The organism is Nocardia sp. CWNU-33, from assembly GCF_046764895.1.
GTDB lineage: Bacteria > Actinomycetota > Actinomycetes > Mycobacteriales > Mycobacteriaceae > Nocardia.
Map to the genome: position 1 here is coordinate 79539 of NZ_JBKOQN010000007.1, position 16692 is coordinate 96230.

Below are 16692 nucleotides of genomic sequence, written 5' to 3' on the forward strand. Positions count from 1 at the left end.
ATCGGAGAACACAATGACCAAGGACATCGGTGGGCTGCCACTGCTCGAGCTCAGGATCGACGAGAACGGTGATGTCGACCCCGATGGCGAGCGCGCGCTGGCCGCTGAACTCGACACGATCGAACCAACGGATCTGCTTGTCTTCACCCACGGCTGGAACAACACGCCGAGCGTGGCGAGCCGCTTGTACGAAGCCTTCTATGCACAGCTGCCGCCACTGCTGGCCGCGCATGGGTTACCAAATCGGAAGATCTTGCTGCTCGGTGTTTTCTGGCCCTCCAGCCGCTGGTCCGACGAACCGATTCCCGACTTCGAACCGGCCGCGGCCGTCGATCTCGGGGGCGGCGCAGGCGCCGCGGGCCTCGGCGGCGGACTCGAATTCCCGCCGCCCGCACCACCGAACGCGGACATGCAGGCGATGATCCGTGCGGCGTTTCCCGATCAGCAGCGCGCCGCCGTCGACGAACTGCTCGGACTGCTCGTCGAACGTCCCGACGACGGTGCGGCGCTACAGCGCGCACGCGACCTCATCCAGACGATCGCCGCGGCGACCACCGGCGACGGTGACGGCGAACAGACCGACGAACCGCCCTTCATCGCGCAGCCCGATCCGGGCGCAGAGCTGTTCTCCCGCTTCGCGACCCAACTCGAAGACCTCGGCATCGTCACCGGTGGCGCCGGTGGGGCGGCGGGATTCGGTGATACGTTCGGCCGACTCTGGCACGGTGCGCAGGAGGCCGCCCGGCAACTCACCTACTTCCAGATGAAGCATCGAGCGGGCACCATCGGCGAACGCGGCCTCGGACCGCTGCTCGGACGGCTGCTCGCGCGACGGCCCGCGCTGCGTATCGATCTGATCGGCCACAGCTTCGGCGCGCGCGTAGTGTCCTACGCGCTCGCCGGGCTGCCCGCGAACAGCACAGTCCGCTCGGTCACGCTGCTGCAAGGGGCGTTCTCCCACTTCGCCTTTGCCGCGTCGTTGCCGTTCGACGCGCGGCGCAGCGGGGCGTTGAACGGGAAGGATGCGCGGGTCGAGCGCCCGGTCACCGCCTGCTACTCCGAGCACGACTCCGCCGTCGGCACGCTGTATCCGCTGGCGTCGCTGCTCGGCCGGGAGGACGCCGCAGGCTTCGACGATGCGACCTACCGCTGGGGCGGCATCGGTCACGACGGGCACCAGCCCGACGTCGCGGTCACCGCGTTGCTCGACGTGGGAACCCGGTACGACTTCGACGGCACCAGGCTGGTGAATATCGACGCGGCCCGCGTTGTGAAGAAGGGCTCGCCACCGTCGGGAGCCCATTCCGACATCATCCATCCCGAGCTCGCCTGGGTCGTAGCGTCCGCAGGGGGCCTCGTCGGCTGAACCGGCCGCCGACCGGGTCACTCGGAGCCGAAGCCCGCGAACATCTTTCGCTTGAGCGGTGGCACGGCCTGTGCCACCCGGAACACCGTCCTGCCGATGGCCCGCCCGACGGAGTTGTCGGACACCGTCTGCTCGGCGGCGGTCAGCGAGTCGCGCACGGCGGCGAAACCGTACTCGATCATCTGCGCCTCGTAGTCGTGGATGGCGGCGCGCAGCGGTTGCTCGCCACCGGCCGCGGCGACCAACTCGGCGCACAGCAGTTGGGCGTCGCGTAGCGCGACATTGGCGCCGATGCCGCGGAAGGGCGTCATGCTGTGGATCGCGTCGCCGAGCAGGGTGACATGCGTTGTCTCCCACGGCGGCACCGGAACCGACGTGTGGATCGGGATGAGAGTGACCGTGTCGGTATCGGATCCACCGATGAGTTCGCGCAATTCGGGCGCCCACCGGGCGGTGAGCCGGTTGACCATGTCGTGCAGTTGCGCGGCGTCCAGCGATTCCAGCTCGACGTCGCCGGGATAGTCGCCGCGTTTGGCGGCGTAGGCCCAGAAGACGTACGGCTGGGTGTTGTCGAACAGCGCGCCGGGGACGAGCGCGGCCGCGCCGTCGTTACCACCGATACCGGAGTACTGCGGGTCCGGCCGATCGAACTCGTGCGGCGCGATGAACATCCCACATCCCTTGGGCGGCATGACCGCAAGGGGAGAGGCCAGGAACTTCGGTGTGAGCCGTCGCCTGCTGTCGTCGGTCAGCGTAAATTTGCCTGCGACGGTGACGATGCCGGTCTCCACGCGCTGCGCCTGCGGAAGGCGTTGCGCGCGAACGCGCGACGTCCCGCCGTCCGCGCCGACCAGGACATCGCCGACGGTCGAACCGCCGTCGGCGAAATGGGCCTCGATCCGGCCGTCGGGCAATTCGGTGTAGCCCGTGACGGCCTTGTCGTAGTGCACCACCGCGCCGAGATCGGCAAGCAGGATCTGGCGCAGGGTGATCCGGCTGATGCCGTAGTTGCAATCGACCTCGTCGCGCTCACCCCCGATCAGCTCGGAATCGAGATCCAGCAGGTCCTTCATCTGCTCGGTGACGAAGCCGAAGCGGGTGGCCCCCTTGCCGGAGCTGGCGCTGAACGCCCGGTAGGCGGTCTCGGGCAGCAGGTCGTGCAGCGCCCGGCTGCCGCTCGGGTTGATGTGGATGCGGAACCCTTGCACGCGGTCGGTGCGGTGGCGGTCGCGTTCGTACACCGCGACGTCGATTCCCGCCTTGCGCAGGCCATTGGCCAGCGCGAGACCGCCGATGCCGCCACCGGCGACGATTACCCGCAGGGACTTGTTGGCAGACATGAATTTTCCTTCCAATCTGTGCAATGCGCGAACACTGTTATTCCTGGCTCCAGCCGAAGGCCCTGGTGCGCCGCCCGGCGCGTTGCTGCTGCTGCGCGCCGTGCGCCGCCCAGGACTCGATCAACCGGTCGAGCAATGCGGTCAGGGCAACCACATCGCCGGCCGGCCAGTCGGCGACAACCGCGCCGAAGACCTGGGTGCCGACGTCGAGAAACTGCCGCAGCTGCACGCGGCCCGCGTCGGTCGCCTCGAGCAGCACCGCGCGTCGGTCCTCCGCGTCCACGCGGGTCTGTATCAGGCCCGCGTCGGTCAACGCCTTGACGTGTCTGGTGATGGACGAGGGCAGGGCGCTGAGCCGTTCGGCCACCTCGCCTGCCCGCAGCGGACCGTGCTCGACGGCCAGCTGCAGCACGCCGACTCGGACTGGATCGAATGCCTTGGCCATGCCGGTGCGCATCGCGTCGGAGAAGCGCGCGGTCGTCCTGGCCAGTTCGGCGATCTGGTCTTTATTTGCTTGCATGAAACAATAGTAAATTGTTTGATTGCGTGAAGCAACTATCGTTAGCCAACGGAATAACCAGAATGTGCTGGTTCTTCTGGCGGAGAGATGACAGGCTTAACCGGTGAACCATCCTCCGGATACTCAGGCGGGGTCGGACCCGTCGACCGACAAGCTGGACGCAGCGGTGTTCAAGGTGGCGGGTGTGGTCGTGCTCGGCGCGATCATGTCGATCCTCGACATCACCGTCGTGACCGTCGCGATCCCCACGTTCCAGCTCGAGTTCGAGACGAGCTACGCGATCGCGGCGTGGACGATGACGGGCTACACCCTCGCGCTGGCGACCGTCATTCCGCTCACCGGGTGGGCCGCGGACCGGTTCGGCACCAAACGTCTGTACATGATGGCGCTGACCTTCTTCGTGCTCGGATCGGTGCTGTGCAGCTTCGCCTGGAACATCGAGTCGCTCATCGCCTTCCGTGTGATCCAGGGCATCGGCGGCGGCATGCTGATGCCGCTGGGCATGACGATCATGACCCACGCCGCGGGCCCACAGCGGGTCGGTCGCGTGATGGCCGTACTCGGCGTGCCGATGCTGCTCGGCCCGATCGGCGGCCCGATTCTCGGCGGCTGGCTGATCGACGCATTCAGCTGGCACTGGATCTTCTTGATCAACCTGCCGATCGGCATCGTTGCGCTCGCCCTGGCATTCATCGTGTTCCCGTCGGACAAGCCGGAACCCTCGGAGTCGTTCGACTTCCTCGGCATGCTGCTGGCCTCGCCTGGTCTTGCGCTGTTCCTGTTCGGTGTGTCATCGATTCCGGAGCAGGGCACGATCGCCTCGGCGAGAGTGCTCGCGCCCGCGGCCGTCGGTCTGGTCCTCATGGTCGCGTTCGTCTTCCACGCCCTGCGCACCGAGCACCCATTGATCGATCTCCACCTGTTCCGCAACCGGTCGCTGACCTTCGCGGTCCTCACGATGGTGCTGTTCGCGATCGCCTTCTTCGGTGCCGGACTGCTGCTGCCGAGTTACCTGCAGCAGGTCCGCGGTGAATCCGCGCTGGCCGCCGGATTGCTGATTGCGCCACAAGGCCTCGGCGCCATGCTGACGATGCCGATCGCGGGCCGTTTCGTCGACAAGATCGGTCCGGGCAAGATCGTGCTCGTCGGTATCACGTTGATCACGATCGGCACCTCGTTCTTCACCCAGCTGCAGGCGGACACCTCCTACATCGCGATGTGCGGCGCGCTGTTCGTGATGGGCCTCGGCATGGGCTGCACGATGATGCCGATCATGACCGCGGCGATCCAGACGCTGACCCACCAGCAGGTCGCCCGCGGCTCGACCCTGATGAACATCATCAACCAGACCGCGGGCTCGATCGGCACCGCGACCATGTCGGTGGTGCTGACGAACCTGTTGAAGGACCAGCAGTTCGCCGGGCCCGCGATCGCTTCCAACTCCAATCCCGCTATCGCAGGTCAGCTTCCGCCGGGTGCGATCGAAGCGGGGCTGAAGCAGGCTGCCGAGGCATTCAGCCACACCTACATCGTTGCGCTGGTCCTCATCGTGCTGACCCTGGTCCCGGCATTCTTCCTGCCGCGCATGAAGCCGAAGAATCCGGAGGTCGTCGACGCACCAGCGGCCCTGGTGCACTGACCACGCCCTACCCGACTGCGATGCGGCCGGGCATCGGTGTTCCCACACCGATGCCCGGCCGTTCGACTGTTCGGCAGTTGCCTACGCGTACAGCGCGACGAAGCGTTCGAGGGAGCGTTCGATGTCACCCTTCAGCGCGCGGGCGACGCCGGAGCCGATGGGGCCGAACAGGGGCGGCCCGCCGAGATCGATGGAGACGGTGACCGCGGAACCCGCACCCTTAGCGGCCACGAGCATTTCGAGGCCGAACTTGGTGCCGCCCTTGCCGGCTCCGGTCAGCGCCAGCCGGCGCGGGGGCTCGGCGGCCTGCACTGTCCAGGTCACCCGGTTGCGCAACCCTTTCGCCGAGGCGACACCGACGAGCTTCGTGCCCACCGTGAGCTCGCTGGGAACCTCGCTGCGCCACGCTTCGTGCATGGTGAGCCACTTGTCCAGCTCGGTGAGGTTGGAGGTGTGTGACCACGCCTGTTCCGGGGAGATCGGCACGTCGACGGAGACCTTCAGCTTTGCCATTCGGGCATGGTATCCGGTACCCGCGGTTCTGTAGCAACCTGCTCGACCGGGGTTGTCGAGGGCGTGCCGCGACCGTGTGGCGAAGAGGGAAAGGGCCTGGCGACAGCCCGATCCGACACTGCATCGTGTGAGATGCACTCCGCTGCACCGAAGCTCGTTCCCACACATGAACTCGTATCAGGAGAGACTTCCTGGCAATGCTGCTAATGTGACCGAGTCGTCGGGGTAAATGCTTGTGCGCCTCCGCTTGCCGTACCAGGCGCTGGCCTCCGACGCGGACCTGATCCGACCAGGGTTGCTCATGGTCGGCGTCGCGAGGAAGGCGAGACGAAGCGCTGTGGCAGAAGCCTGTGGCACCCAATGGAACCGCACAGAAGTCTCGACACAGACCGTGACGTGGCCCGGCTTGTCCGGTGAGCCTAGAGCCCGAAAACGACGAGAGAACTGATGAATCAAGATATCGCCGTGGTGCTTTCATGGATCCTTGCCCCCGCGCTGGTGCTTGCCGTGGCGGCGGCGTTGTACTTGGCGCAATCCGCCAGGCAGCAGCGGACTCGCGCCGCCGCGCTGGCCCGGGAACATGAGGCACTGACACAACAGAACCGAGTGCTCGAAGAAGCAGTCGAGCACCTTGCCGTCACCACACTGCCCTCGGTATCCGACGCGGTCCGCCGCGGTGAGGTCGCCACACCCTCGATCGAAGTGCCTGCGGGCATGGAGAATTCGCGGTTCGCGCAGCTGCTGCGGTGGATTGCCGAGCGCTACGCCGACGAGCTGAGACTCCTGCAGATCGAGACAAGGGAGTCCGTCAACCGCGAGGCCGAGGAGCAGGCGAAGACGGCGGTCAAGACCGCGCAGGAGTCGGCGCGAGCCGAAGTCGAGTCGTCCTCGCGGGCGGCGACCAGCGCGGCGGTGCGGTCCTTCGGCACCTCGGTGGTCAGCCTCGGTGCGGACGTCAGCCAGGTGGTCAGCGCCGCGCTGCGCGAACACCGTGACGACGAGGTCTACGCGACCCTCACCCGCATCGACCACACCGTTCAGCAGATGCTGCGCCAGGCGCAGTCGTATGTGATCGTGTGTGGTGGCCTGCCGGGCCGCCGCTGGCCTGCGCAGGCGCTCACCGACGTCGTTGGCGGCGCGACCGGTCGTGTGCGCGACTACCTGCGTGTGCGACCCACCCAGCTCGATCGCATCGTCATCAGCCGCGCGGTGGAACCGCTCGTGCACACGCTCGCCACGCTGCTGGACAACGCGCTGCGTTATTCGCCGCCGACGTCGTACGTCGACGTCAGCTTCCAGGAAGGTCATCACGGCGTCACCGTCATCGTCGATGATGCGGGCGTGCGGATGAACCCCGAGCAAATGGAAGAAGCGCGGCAGGTGCTCGCACATGAGCGCCCGGTCGACATCCACCAGCTCGGCCCGTCGCCGAAGGTCGGTTTCCCCGGCATCGCGGCGTTGGCCCGCCGTTACGGATTCACCGTCTACATCGATGGCCCCAACGTGTACGGCGGTATGCGCGCGATGGTGTACATCCCCGAAGCGCTGCTGGTCGCACCACAACCCGGCAATGGCGGTGTTGCCGCTGTCGCTCCTGCTGCTGCTCCAGCGGAGCCATTACCGGTACCGGTTGCGGTCGGCGCGCACGAACGGTCGGACGAGGAGCAGGCGTTTTCTGTGCATGACATCACCAGTGGCGGCCTACCCAAGCGGCGTCGCCGAACCACGGCACCGGCTGCGGCTCCCGCAGGCGCGGCGCGCTCCGACACCGAACCCGGACTTGCTCGTCCCGATGTCGCGGCAGCCTGGCAAAGCGGTTCCAAGACTGGCCGCGCTGCCGCAACCGACAGCCTGCCGATCGCCAACAACACCCCATCCGACCACACCGAAGGGATGACATCCTGATGGGCACACCGATTACAGCGGGGGCCGACAGCGCGAACAAACTGGGCTGGCTACTCGAGGATCTGAATGCCCCGGGTGTCCGATTCGCCGTACTGCTGTCCGATGACGGCCTGCGGATCGCACACTCCGGTGGAGTGTCCAAAGACGATGCGGAACGTTTCGCGGCCGCGGCATCGGGTCTGCGATCGCTCGGCAAGGCGCTCGGCGAGTTCTGCGGCGGCATCGACAACGGCGTGCGGCAGAACATGACCGAGTACGACCAGGGGATGATCCTCATCACCGCGGCCGGTGAGGGCGCGCTGCTCGGCGTTGCCACCAACACCGACGCCGATGTCGGCTTAGTCGTGCACCGCATGAACGAGCTTGCCGGGCGGGTCGGGCGCGAGCTCGGCAGCCAGCCACGTGGGAGGGCTGATAGCGGCGGCTTGCCGTGAGTGTCACGCAGTCGAGCGCTGATATGGCGCAGTCATGAGTGGGTCGCGGCGGGATCCTGATCTGGTCCGTGCGTATGTGCGGACCGGGGGACGAACGCGGCCGAGTCGTGAATTGGACTTGGTGACTTTGGTGTTGGTTGCCAAGGACCCGACACCGGGCGTCAGTCCTGACGCCCGGCAAGTGCTGAACCTGTGTAGCCGTCGCAGTGCGCTTTCGGTGGCCGAGATCGCGGCCTATCTCGATCTGCCGCCGTCTGTAGTGAAGATCGTCGTGGCCGATCTGCTCGACAGCGAATACCTCGTCATGCCCCGACCGGCCGCTGTCGTGCCGGAAATCTCTTTGCTCGAGGAGGTACTCAATGGACTCCGTGCTCTCCCGGCCTGAGGGCGATGTCGATTATGTTCCCGACACCGTAACCAGGTCGGTAAAGCTACTGGTCGCAGGAAATTTCGGTGTCGGCAAAACCACCTTCGTGAACAGCCTCTCCGAGATCAAGCCGCTGCGCACCGAAGAGACGATCACCGAGGCAAGTGTCGGCGTCGACGATATGGCGGGGCTGCCGGGAAAAACGCAGACCACCGTCGCCATGGACTTCGGCCGCATCACGCTGAATCCCGAACTTGCGCTGTACCTTTTCGGGACACCGGGCCAGAAACGCTTCGTCCCACTGTGGGAAGAGCTGGCGCGCGGTGCGCTCGGTGCGCTGGTGCTGGTCGACACCCGGCGCATCGAGAAGGCCGACGAGGTGCTTTCGGTGCTCGAGGAACGCGGTGTGCCGTATTCGGTAGCGGTCAACCAGTTCGAGGGCGCTAAACGCTACCCCCTCGAGGAGATCCGGGACGCGCTCGATCTTGCGACAGGCACCCCCTTGACGTCGCTCGACGCGCGAAACCGGAGCACATGTCTGCGGTCCATGATCACGCTCGTCGAATTCCTGTTCCACCGTCAGGAGTCACGGAGGTAAACACGTCCGTGTTCGGATCCTGTCCGGTACCGCACGGTTCGCCAGAGTTCGCGCACGCCTGAATTGCGGCCCCTCTGACTTCTTGGTCAGAGGGGCTTCGTCATGTGACAAGGTCTTCAAGACCGAATTGTTGACGCGTCTGCACACAGAGGAGACGAATGGAACTCGGACTGCATTACTGGAACTATTCGCATCCGGCGGAGCCGAGGCTGATCGCCAACACGCTCGCCGAGACCGCGCGGATTGCCGAGCAGGGCGGCTTCTCGCAATTCACGGTGATGGACCACTACCTTCAGATGGAGCACCGGGCGACCGCGGACGAGCCGATGCTGGAGGGGTACACGACCCTGGGGTATGTCGCAGCGGTCACCGAGCGCATGCGGTTGGGGCTTTTGGTGACCGGCGTGATGTACCGCTACCCCGGATTGCTGGCAAAGATCGTGACCACGCTGGACGTATTGTCGGGTGGTCGCGCACAGCTGGGAATCGGTGCGTCCTGGTACGAGCGCGAACAGCTCGCGCTCGGAGTGCCGGTGGTCCCGATGGCGGAGCGGTTCGAACGGCTCGAGGAGACGTTGCAGATCTGTCTGCAGATGTGGAGCGACAACAACGGGCCGTTCGACGGCGAGCACTATCAACTCGCCGAAACCCTCTGTGTCCCTGCGCCGTTGAGTAGCCCCAGGCCGCCGATCCTCATCGGTGGCGGCGGCGAGCGGAAGACCCTGCTGCTGGTGGCGCGCTACGCGGATGCCTGCAACCTTTTCGCCTCCGACCTCGAGGAGGTAACACGCAAGCTCGATATCCTGCGGGCGCATTGCGAGGCGGAGGGTCGCGACTACGAGAGTATTCGCAAGACCGCGGTGTACGTCGAGCCGGTTCTCGACAGCCCCGACGCCTTCCTGGAAGCGGCCGAGCAGTTCGCGGCGTTGGGCATCGAGCAACTCGACATCATGCCCGATCGGAACCCGATCGAATTCACCGAGCAGGTTGCCGGACTGGTGCCAAGGGTTGCTTCGATCTGATCTAGTGATCCGGTGGAACGAAGCTCCTGTTCGACCGCCCGTCGCCCGGCGTCACGGCACAATCGGATCGACGTCGGGTCGTCGGTCGGCCCACGGGCGGGCTTGTTCGAGTTGAGTGGCTACGCGCAGGATGCCGAGTTCGTCGTAGGGGCGGGCAATGATTTGGGCGCTGAGAGGTAGTCCGGTGCTCGACCAGCCCGCGGGGATGGAGGCGGCCGGGTTGCCACAGACGTTCCAGATGGCGGTGTAGCTGGTCATCGGGACGCTGCGTTGTAGCGCGCGCAGGACGCCGGCGCCGTCGAGCCTGCCGATGGGCGCGGGAAGGTGCGGCATGGTCAGGGTCAGCAACAGGTCGTAGGTGTCGAAGATCTGATTGATGGTTGTGGCGAGCTGTTCACCGCGGTGTTCGGCCCAGCGCAGGACCGGTTGCGGTGCGAGGACGCGCGCGATGGCCGAGACCGTGCGGGTGCGTCGTTCGAGCAGGTCCGGGCGATCGACCCGGACGGCCTCCTCACGGACCCCACCGAGGAACTGGGGGAAGAATGCCGATGCCACATCGGGGTAATGCGGGTCGAACTCCTCGACGTGATGGCCGAGCTCGGCCAGCACCTCCGCGGTCGAGCGCACTGCCGCAACGCATTCCGGGTCAGGCCGGATACCCGGCACGGCGGAGCGCAGCGTCACCGCGATTCGCAGCGGGGTCGCAGGCTCGATCGCGGCGAAGCTGAGGTCGGGAGCCTGCCAGCGGTCGGCCGCGCCGCTGCCGCTGATGATGTCGTAGAGCAGTGCGCTGTCGGCGACCGTTCTGGTGAGAACTCCCAGGGTGCCCAGGGCCCGCCACAGGTCGCGGTGCGGCGCCGTACTGACCCGTCCCCGCTGCGGTTTCAGCCCGAACAGGCCGCAGTACGCCGCAGGTATCCGGATCGAGCCGCCGCCGTCACCGCCGGTGGCAGCCGCGACAATGCCCGCGGCGACGGCAGCCGCGGAGCCGCCGCTGGAGCCACCGGGCGTGCGCGTCGGATCCCACGGGTTGCGGGTGTAGCCGTGCGCCGCCGACTCGGTGAACGGCCAGGTGCCGAACTCCGTCAACGCGGTCTTGCCGACGATGATTGCACCGGCGGCCCGCAGCCGGCGCACGATCTCGGAGTCGGCCGCGGCGGGTGTCGTCATGGATGCGCCGCCGAAAGTCGTTGGGACGCCTGCGACATCGACTTCGTCCTTGATCGCCATCGGCACGCCGTGCAGCGGCCCGAGCTGATCACCGCGCGCCTGCTGTGCGTCGAGGGCCTCGGCCTGTGCCAGCGACTGATCGCCGAGAACTCTGGTGAACGCATTGAGCCGCGGCTCGAGCCGCTCGATCCTGGCGAGGGTCTGTCGCGTCAGCTCGACCGCCGACACCCGACCCGAGCGGATCGCCTCGGCCTGCTCGGCGACCCCGGTGAAGGCGAGTCCTTCGGTGCGGGCGCTCGTATCCTCGCTCATCACGTTCCTCTCGGTCCCGGACACCGAGCGCGACGGACGTCGCACCGGCGCGACTGGCTGGACGAATGCTCAGGTGCCTGAGTACACGCCGACTCGCCGAAGGTGTCAACCATGGCGGCAGTACGGCGGCAGTATGTCCCCGGTTCGGCCGTTGAGCAGCTCAACCCTCGCTGCTGTGGCGATCACCGATGAAACGAAGCACGGCCGCGTCGGCGGTGGTGAGGCGATCGGCCTCCGTGCCGCCGGTGCAATCGTAAAGGCCGACCGTCACCCTGCCGGATCGTCGGCCGATCACCCGCCACACCGCGCCGGACTCCTGCCAGCGGCGCAGGATCGCCACCACATCCGGCGTGCTGTCACCTGTTCGGTCGGGCATGGGCGCTGTTCCTTCGGAGAGTTCTCTCGGCATCAGGCTACGGCGCACCGTGTCGGCCGGTACGGCTCAGGCGGCCGATGGTGCGGTCTGCGGTTGCGCTGACGAGGAACCGTGCGACGGCTCGAATCCCTTGACGATCAGATACCCGGCGAGTCCGACTTCCCATGCGAACACCGGGAGCGCCGCGGCCGTGCCCCAGGCGGAGATCTGTTCGTAGCGGCCGAACATGACGGCTGTCGCCGATGCGCAGATGAGCGCGCCTCCAGCGAGACCGAGCATGGCAAGCAAGCGCGGCACGAGCCGGGATCGGTACACGAGAGTGGCGAGCAGCAGGCTGTTGACTCCCAGGATGACGTTGGGGCCGAGCAGGAAAGTCCAATCATGGATGGCGACAAGGGTTTTGCCGACGGTCGCCAGTGCGGTGCGGTCGGGGCGGCCGGTTCCCGTGAGGTCCTGTCGCAAGGTCACCACAGAGAGCACACTGATGATGCCGACGGTGATGACAGCGGCTTCCAGCAGACGGCCGCACACGTAGCCGAGGGCCACGCTGTGGTTGTGCCGTGCCAGGACGGGATACAGCGTGACCGCGGTGCCGATGACGGCGACAACAAGGATGAGCTCGGCGAGCCCGCCCATCAAAACGCGACCGTCGGCACCCGCGCCGACGATGTAGTCCGTGTCGTGCAGGACCGGTTGGTACAGCGCAAGTCCTGCCATCGCGGTGACCTCTGTGATCAGGAATAACACGCCTGCGGTCACTGCCGCCGTCCTCGTCGAGCTCATCTGCACTCCTCCATCGCGACCGAGGTGTACGACGTACACCGGGATGTTCGAGAATGCTAGGTGTACGATGTACACCTCGTCAAGAGGAGGATCGGTTGGCCGACAAGACGCAAGCGCGCCGCACCCCATTGAGCAGAGACCGGGTGCTGCGCGCCGCGGTCGCGCTCGCCGACGACGTCGGCATCGACTCCCTCAGCATGCGCACGCTCGCGCAAGAACTCGGCGTGGTGCCGATGGCGCTGTACAAGCACGTCAGCAACAAAGAGGAACTGCTAGGCGGCATGGTCGACGTGATTGTCGGGGAGATCGGTTCGCCGGAACCGGCCGTCGATTGGAAGTCCGCGGTCCGGCAGCGAATTCTCGCGGCGCGGCGCGCGCTGCTGCGGCACTCGTGGGCGTCGCGCGTGATCGAGTCGCGCGCGACGCCGACGCCGACGGTGATGGCGTACATGGATTCGATGATCGGGATGTTCCTGGCGGGCGGTCTTTCGGTCGACCTCACCCACCACGTGATGCACGCGCTGGGAAGCCGCATATTCGGTTTCAGCCAGGAACTGTTCGACGCTCCCCGGGACCTCGATCCGCAGCGGCCCGCGCTCGGTGAAATGACGACCCGCTACCCCCACATCATGCAGATCGCGAGCGCGAATCACGACCGGCATTCCGTCGTAGGCTCCGGTTGCGACGACCAGTTCGAGTTCGAATTCGCGCTCGATCTGCTGCTGGACGGATTCGAGCGACTGTGGCGGCTGGGCTGGAGTTCCACCGGCCATCGAGCGGATCGCCTTTGACGAATCCTGGATGGACGCGGCCGATCAGGTTCTCGAGAAACACCAATGGCTCGGCTGCACTTACGGCAGTGGCGGGTCGAGGGGGACCAGCATGAAGAGCAGGTCGGTGTCGCCGATACGGACGATGGAGCCGTCGGCGAGCGGGGCGCTGTCCATCACTTGGACTCCGTCGACATAGACACCGTTGGAGGACATCTGGTCCCTGATGACGTGCGCCGGACCGTTGCTGACGATCACCGCATGGTGGCGACTGACCTTCGCGCTCTCGAGCACGATGTCGTTGTGCCGCAACCGTCCGATCCGGGTGAACGGGCCGTTGACCTGGTATCGACGCCCGCTCTGATCGCGAAGAAACGCCTGGTGTTCGTGCGGGTCCCGGTCGATGATCGTGGTCGCGCGGAAGACGCCGGCGGCCGCGACCGGGCGGGCGTCGAGCGGCTCCTGCCGCACTATGCGCGCCTCCAACTCACGGAGGGTCCGGCCGGGATCGATGCCGAGTTCCTCGGCCAGTCGCGCCCGTAGTCGCCGCACCGCCTCGAGGGCGTCCGACTGCCTGCCGCTCAGATATAGCGCCGTAATCAGCTTCTCCCACAACGGTTCTCGCAACGGGTAGGAGTCCACGAGCAGCGTCAGCCCGGAGACGACCGTGTCCACATCGCCCTGTGCGATATCGGCCTCGGCGCGCGCCTCGATGACGCCGATCCGCTCGTCGTCGAGGGCGGCGGCATAGGTGTCGGCGAATCCGAGCCCACGCAGGTCCGCAAGGACGGGCCCACGCCATTGTCCGAGTGCGTCGGTCATGAATTCGCTTGCCGCAGCGAAACTCCCGGCGGCCAGCGCCCGTCGCCCCGACTCGCGCAGCGCATGAAATCGGTACACGTCAACGGCATCCTCGCTCACCGTGACCCGATAGCCCGCCCCGACATGCGCGAGCAACGGCCGTGCATCGAGGCCGGCATCTCGTATCGGCTTGCGCAGATTCGACACGATGGCATGCAGGCTCACCCGCACATCCGGCGGTGGATTGTCCTCCCACACCGCCTTGGCCAGCGCCTCCACCGACACATGCCGGTTGGCGTTGAGCACCAGATACGCCAATACCGCCCGCTGCTTCGGCCCGCCCAAATTCTGGGCCACGCCATCGATCCGCAGCTCCACCGGGCCGAGCACGCCGAATTGCGCCCGCATTTCTTCCACCGCCGAATACCTCCTGACCTGTCGCCGACGCAGGCGGCGGCCGACTCATGGCGACCCGGCGCGGCGCTGTCGCCGACGCCCTCAGTCTTCCTTGATCCGAAGGTATTTCGCATGTTGTCGATCGAAATGGAGCGTTCGCGCATCGGTAGGCGCGCCGTCGTCTCGACCGCAACGGCTCGGGCGGCGGCACGGATCTACGGGGTGACGATCGCGAAGTTCGGGTTGGGCTTGTCGAACAATCCGGACAACTGCTTCAGCGCGGCGATATTGCCTTCGATGGTGATGTCGCCCTTCATCACTGCCTCTTGCATGCTCGCGCCCGCGAGCATGGTCTTGGCGAACGCGCCCCTGGTCAGAGTGACGGTCGCGTCCGGTGCGGGCAGATTGTCCCCGGCGGTGCGGGGGTAGTGGATGAGGACACCGTTGCGCAATTCGGTGCGTTGCACGCGGTTGTCGGCGTCGCGGAAGCGCCAGTCGGCGACGAGGGCGATGTCCCAGGCCTTCGGCCCGTCGAGGAACAGTGAGATGGCGTCGAAGGCCTGGTCCACAGTGAGCGCCGACAGCATCCCTTGCGCATTGGCCTTGGTCGGGGTGCCGAAGGGGCCGTTGCGTAGCTCGTAGGCGCCGCTGAGGTAGAAGTTGCGCCAGGTGCCGTTCTCGGCGCCGTACGCGAGTTGCTCGAAGGCGCTGGCTTGCAGGTGCTTTGCCTTGGTGTTGTCGGGCTCGGCGAAGATCACGTAGTTCACCATCTGGGCAACCCATCGGTAGTCGCCTGCGTCGTAAGCCTTTTGCGCCTTCTTCAACACTGCGTTCGCGCCGCCCATGGCCTCGACATGCCGTTTTGCCGATTCAACCGGCGGATGTTCCCACAGGTGTGCGGGATTGCCGTCGAACCAGCCCATGTACCGCTGATAGATCGCCTTGACGTTGTGACTCACCGAGCCGTAATAGCCATGGGTCGACCAGTTCTCGGCAATCCCGGGCGGCAGCTGGATCATCTCCGCGATCTCGCTGCCGACGTAACCCTGGTTGAGCAGTCGCAGCGTCTGATCGTTGAGATAGCCGTAGAGATCCCGTTGCAGCGACAGGAATTCCACGATCTTGTCGGTGCCCCACATCGGCCAGTGATGCGAGGAGAACACCACATCCGAGTTGCGCGCGTACAGGTTGATCGACTCGGTCAGGTACCTCGACCAGACGTGCGGGTCACGAACCAGCGCGCCGCGCAGTGTCAGGATGTTGTGCATGGTGTGCGTGGCGTTTTCGGCCATGCAGAGGATGTGGCGGTCGGGGAAGTAGAAGTTCATCTCCGAGGGCGCCTCGGTGCCCGGTGTCAACTGGAACACCATGCGCACCCCGTCGATGGTCTCTTCCTGACCGGTGTGGGTGACGTCGACGGTCGGGTCGATGAGAGTGGTGGTTCCGATCGAGGTTGTCTGGCCGAGACCCGTTCCGACCTGCCCCTTGGGTCCGCGCGGCAGGGCGGCGCCGTACATGTAGGCGGCCCGCCGCGCCATCGCGGTGCCTGCGTAGATGTTCTCCGCCACCGCGTGTTCGAGAAAGCCCGACGGCGCGAGCACCGGGCAGCGTCCCGCGGCGACGTCTTCCTTGGTGGTGACGCCCATGGCGCCGCCGAAGTGGTCGACGTGTGCGTGCGAATAGATCAGGCCGGTGACCGGGCGATTTCCGCGATGGGCGCGATAGAGGGCGAGACCGGCCGCCGCGGTCTCGGTGGAGATCAGCGGGTCGATGACGACCACCCCGGTGTCGCCTTCGATCAGCGTCATATTGGACAGATCGAGGCCGCGGACCTGATAGAAGCCGGGTGCGATCTCGTAGAGCCCTTGCTTGACGGTCAGTTGGGACTGTCGCCACAGGCTCGGATTCACCGACAGTGGACAGGGATCACGCAGGAAGCTGTAGGAATCGTTGTCCCACACCACTTTTCCGGCGGCGTCCTTGACGACACCGGGCTCGAGCGCGGCGACGAAGCCGCGATCGGCATCGGCGAAGTCGGCGGTGTCGGAGAACGGCATGGTGGCCGAGACCTGCCGGTTCGCGTCGGCGATGTGTCCGGACGGGTCGGTGGGCGACGCGGACGGGTGCACCTCGTCCGAGTCGCCGCACGCGGTCAGCCCGGCGCCGACTCCCGCTGCCGCGAGTGCCGCCGCGCCGACGCCGAACACTCCACGTCGGGATACGCGCGCTCCTGGCTTGCCGCCCGCGTTCCCGCGATCATCGTCGACCATTGCCGATCTCCTGTCTCGATCCGATTGGCTGCGAGCAACCGCATGCGAGATTGCTGCCTAGTAGCCCACCTTAGGCGCTATTGCACTTGAACTGCAATATAGTGGAAGGT

At 66.2% G+C, this 16692-nt stretch carries 16 protein-coding genes; 8 read left to right on the top strand and 8 right to left on the bottom strand.

Going from position 1 to position 16692, the window contains the following annotated elements:
* The first annotated feature begins 13 nt into the window (after positions 1-13).
* Positions 14-1366, top strand: coding sequence for an alpha/beta fold hydrolase (locus ACLMAL_RS11580; protein ID WP_411999059.1), 1353 nt, complete (start codon positions 14-16; stop codon positions 1364-1366).
* A 17-nt stretch (positions 1367-1383) separates the two neighbouring features.
* On the opposite strand, the gene ACLMAL_RS11585 is transcribed toward ACLMAL_RS11580, so the two are convergent.
* Both ACLMAL_RS11585 and ACLMAL_RS11590 read right to left on the bottom strand, forming a co-directional pair.
* Positions 1384-2706, bottom strand: a complete 1323-nt coding sequence (locus ACLMAL_RS11585; protein ID WP_411999060.1) for an FAD-dependent oxidoreductase — start codon at positions 2704-2706, stop codon at positions 1384-1386.
* A 37-nt stretch (positions 2707-2743) separates the two neighbouring features.
* Positions 2744-3226 carry a MarR family winged helix-turn-helix transcriptional regulator gene (locus ACLMAL_RS11590; protein WP_411999061.1) on the bottom strand — a complete coding sequence of 161 codons (483 nt, stop codon included), beginning with the start codon at positions 3224-3226 and terminating at the stop codon, positions 2744-2746.
* 103 nt (positions 3227-3329) lie between these two features.
* Between ACLMAL_RS11590 and ACLMAL_RS11595 the strand changes: the two genes are divergently transcribed.
* Positions 3330-4865, top strand: coding sequence for a DHA2 family efflux MFS transporter permease subunit (locus ACLMAL_RS11595; RefSeq protein ID WP_411999062.1), 1536 nt, complete (start codon positions 3330-3332; stop codon positions 4863-4865).
* A gap of 81 nt (positions 4866-4946) precedes the next feature.
* On the opposite strand, the gene ACLMAL_RS11600 is transcribed toward ACLMAL_RS11595, so the two are convergent.
* Entirely contained in the window at positions 4947-5378 is a 432-nt protein-coding gene (locus ACLMAL_RS11600; RefSeq protein WP_328399550.1) for an SRPBCC family protein, read from the bottom strand.
* 447 nt (positions 5379-5825) lie between these two features.
* Between ACLMAL_RS11600 and ACLMAL_RS11605 the strand changes: the two genes are divergently transcribed.
* The 5 genes from ACLMAL_RS11605 to ACLMAL_RS11625 all read left to right on the top strand — a co-directional run bounded on the left by ACLMAL_RS11605 (position 5826) and on the right by ACLMAL_RS11625 (position 9704).
* Entirely contained in the window at positions 5826-7283 is a 1458-nt protein-coding gene (locus tag ACLMAL_RS11605; RefSeq protein ID WP_328399552.1) for an ATP-binding protein, read from the top strand.
* The gene (locus ACLMAL_RS11610) at positions 7283-7717 is read left to right on the top strand and encodes a roadblock/LC7 domain-containing protein (RefSeq protein ID WP_328399555.1); all 435 of its coding nucleotides are present in this window, start codon (positions 7283-7285) and stop codon (positions 7715-7717) included. Before ACLMAL_RS11605 ends, ACLMAL_RS11610 begins: the two co-directional genes overlap by 1 nt.
* A 34-nt stretch (positions 7718-7751) precedes the next feature.
* A complete protein-coding gene (locus ACLMAL_RS11615) occupies positions 7752-8102 on the top strand; it encodes a DUF742 domain-containing protein (protein ID WP_328399557.1) in 351 nt (116 codons plus the stop codon).
* Positions 8077-8682, top strand: a complete 606-nt coding sequence (locus tag ACLMAL_RS11620) for a GTP-binding protein (protein ID WP_406229348.1) — start codon at positions 8077-8079, stop codon at positions 8680-8682. Before ACLMAL_RS11615 ends, ACLMAL_RS11620 begins: the two co-directional genes overlap by 26 nt.
* Before the next feature lie 158 nt (positions 8683-8840).
* Positions 8841-9704: an LLM class F420-dependent oxidoreductase gene (locus ACLMAL_RS11625; protein WP_328399561.1), complete on the top strand. Its 864-nt coding sequence runs from the start codon at positions 8841-8843 to the stop codon at positions 9702-9704.
* Positions 9705-9755: 51 nt separating this feature from the next.
* Here the strand turns inward: ACLMAL_RS11625 and ACLMAL_RS11630 are convergent, their stop codons facing one another.
* The 3 genes from ACLMAL_RS11630 to ACLMAL_RS11640 all read right to left on the bottom strand — a co-directional run bounded on the left by ACLMAL_RS11630 (position 9756) and on the right by ACLMAL_RS11640 (position 12345).
* Positions 9756-11186 carry an amidase gene (locus tag ACLMAL_RS11630; RefSeq protein ID WP_411999063.1) on the bottom strand — a complete coding sequence of 477 codons (1431 nt, stop codon included), beginning with the start codon at positions 11184-11186 and terminating at the stop codon, positions 9756-9758.
* Positions 11187-11346: 160 nt separating this feature from the next.
* On the bottom strand, positions 11347-11562 hold the full coding sequence (locus ACLMAL_RS11635; protein ID WP_411999064.1) for a hypothetical protein: 216 nt from the start codon (positions 11560-11562) through the stop codon (positions 11347-11349).
* Positions 11563-11628: 66 nt separating this feature from the next.
* Positions 11629-12345 carry a DUF4386 domain-containing protein gene (locus tag ACLMAL_RS11640; RefSeq protein ID WP_411999065.1) on the bottom strand — a complete coding sequence of 239 codons (717 nt, stop codon included), beginning with the start codon at positions 12343-12345 and terminating at the stop codon, positions 11629-11631.
* Positions 12346-12440: 95 nt separating this feature from the next.
* Here ACLMAL_RS11640 and ACLMAL_RS11645 point away from each other — a divergent pair, with 95 nt between their 5' ends.
* On the top strand, positions 12441-13136 hold the full coding sequence (locus tag ACLMAL_RS11645) for a TetR/AcrR family transcriptional regulator (RefSeq protein WP_411999066.1): 696 nt from the start codon (positions 12441-12443) through the stop codon (positions 13134-13136).
* A gap of 60 nt (positions 13137-13196) precedes the next feature.
* Here the strand turns inward: ACLMAL_RS11645 and ACLMAL_RS11650 are convergent, their stop codons facing one another.
* Both ACLMAL_RS11650 and ACLMAL_RS11655 read right to left on the bottom strand, forming a co-directional pair.
* Positions 13197-14324, bottom strand: a complete 1128-nt coding sequence (locus tag ACLMAL_RS11650) for a BTAD domain-containing putative transcriptional regulator (RefSeq protein ID WP_411999240.1) — start codon at positions 14322-14324, stop codon at positions 13197-13199.
* A 203-nt stretch (positions 14325-14527) separates the two neighbouring features.
* Positions 14528-16369 carry an alkyl/aryl-sulfatase gene (locus ACLMAL_RS11655; RefSeq protein WP_411999241.1) on the bottom strand — a complete coding sequence of 614 codons (1842 nt, stop codon included), beginning with the start codon at positions 16367-16369 and terminating at the stop codon, positions 14528-14530.
* Positions 16370-16692: the final 323 nt, after the last annotated feature.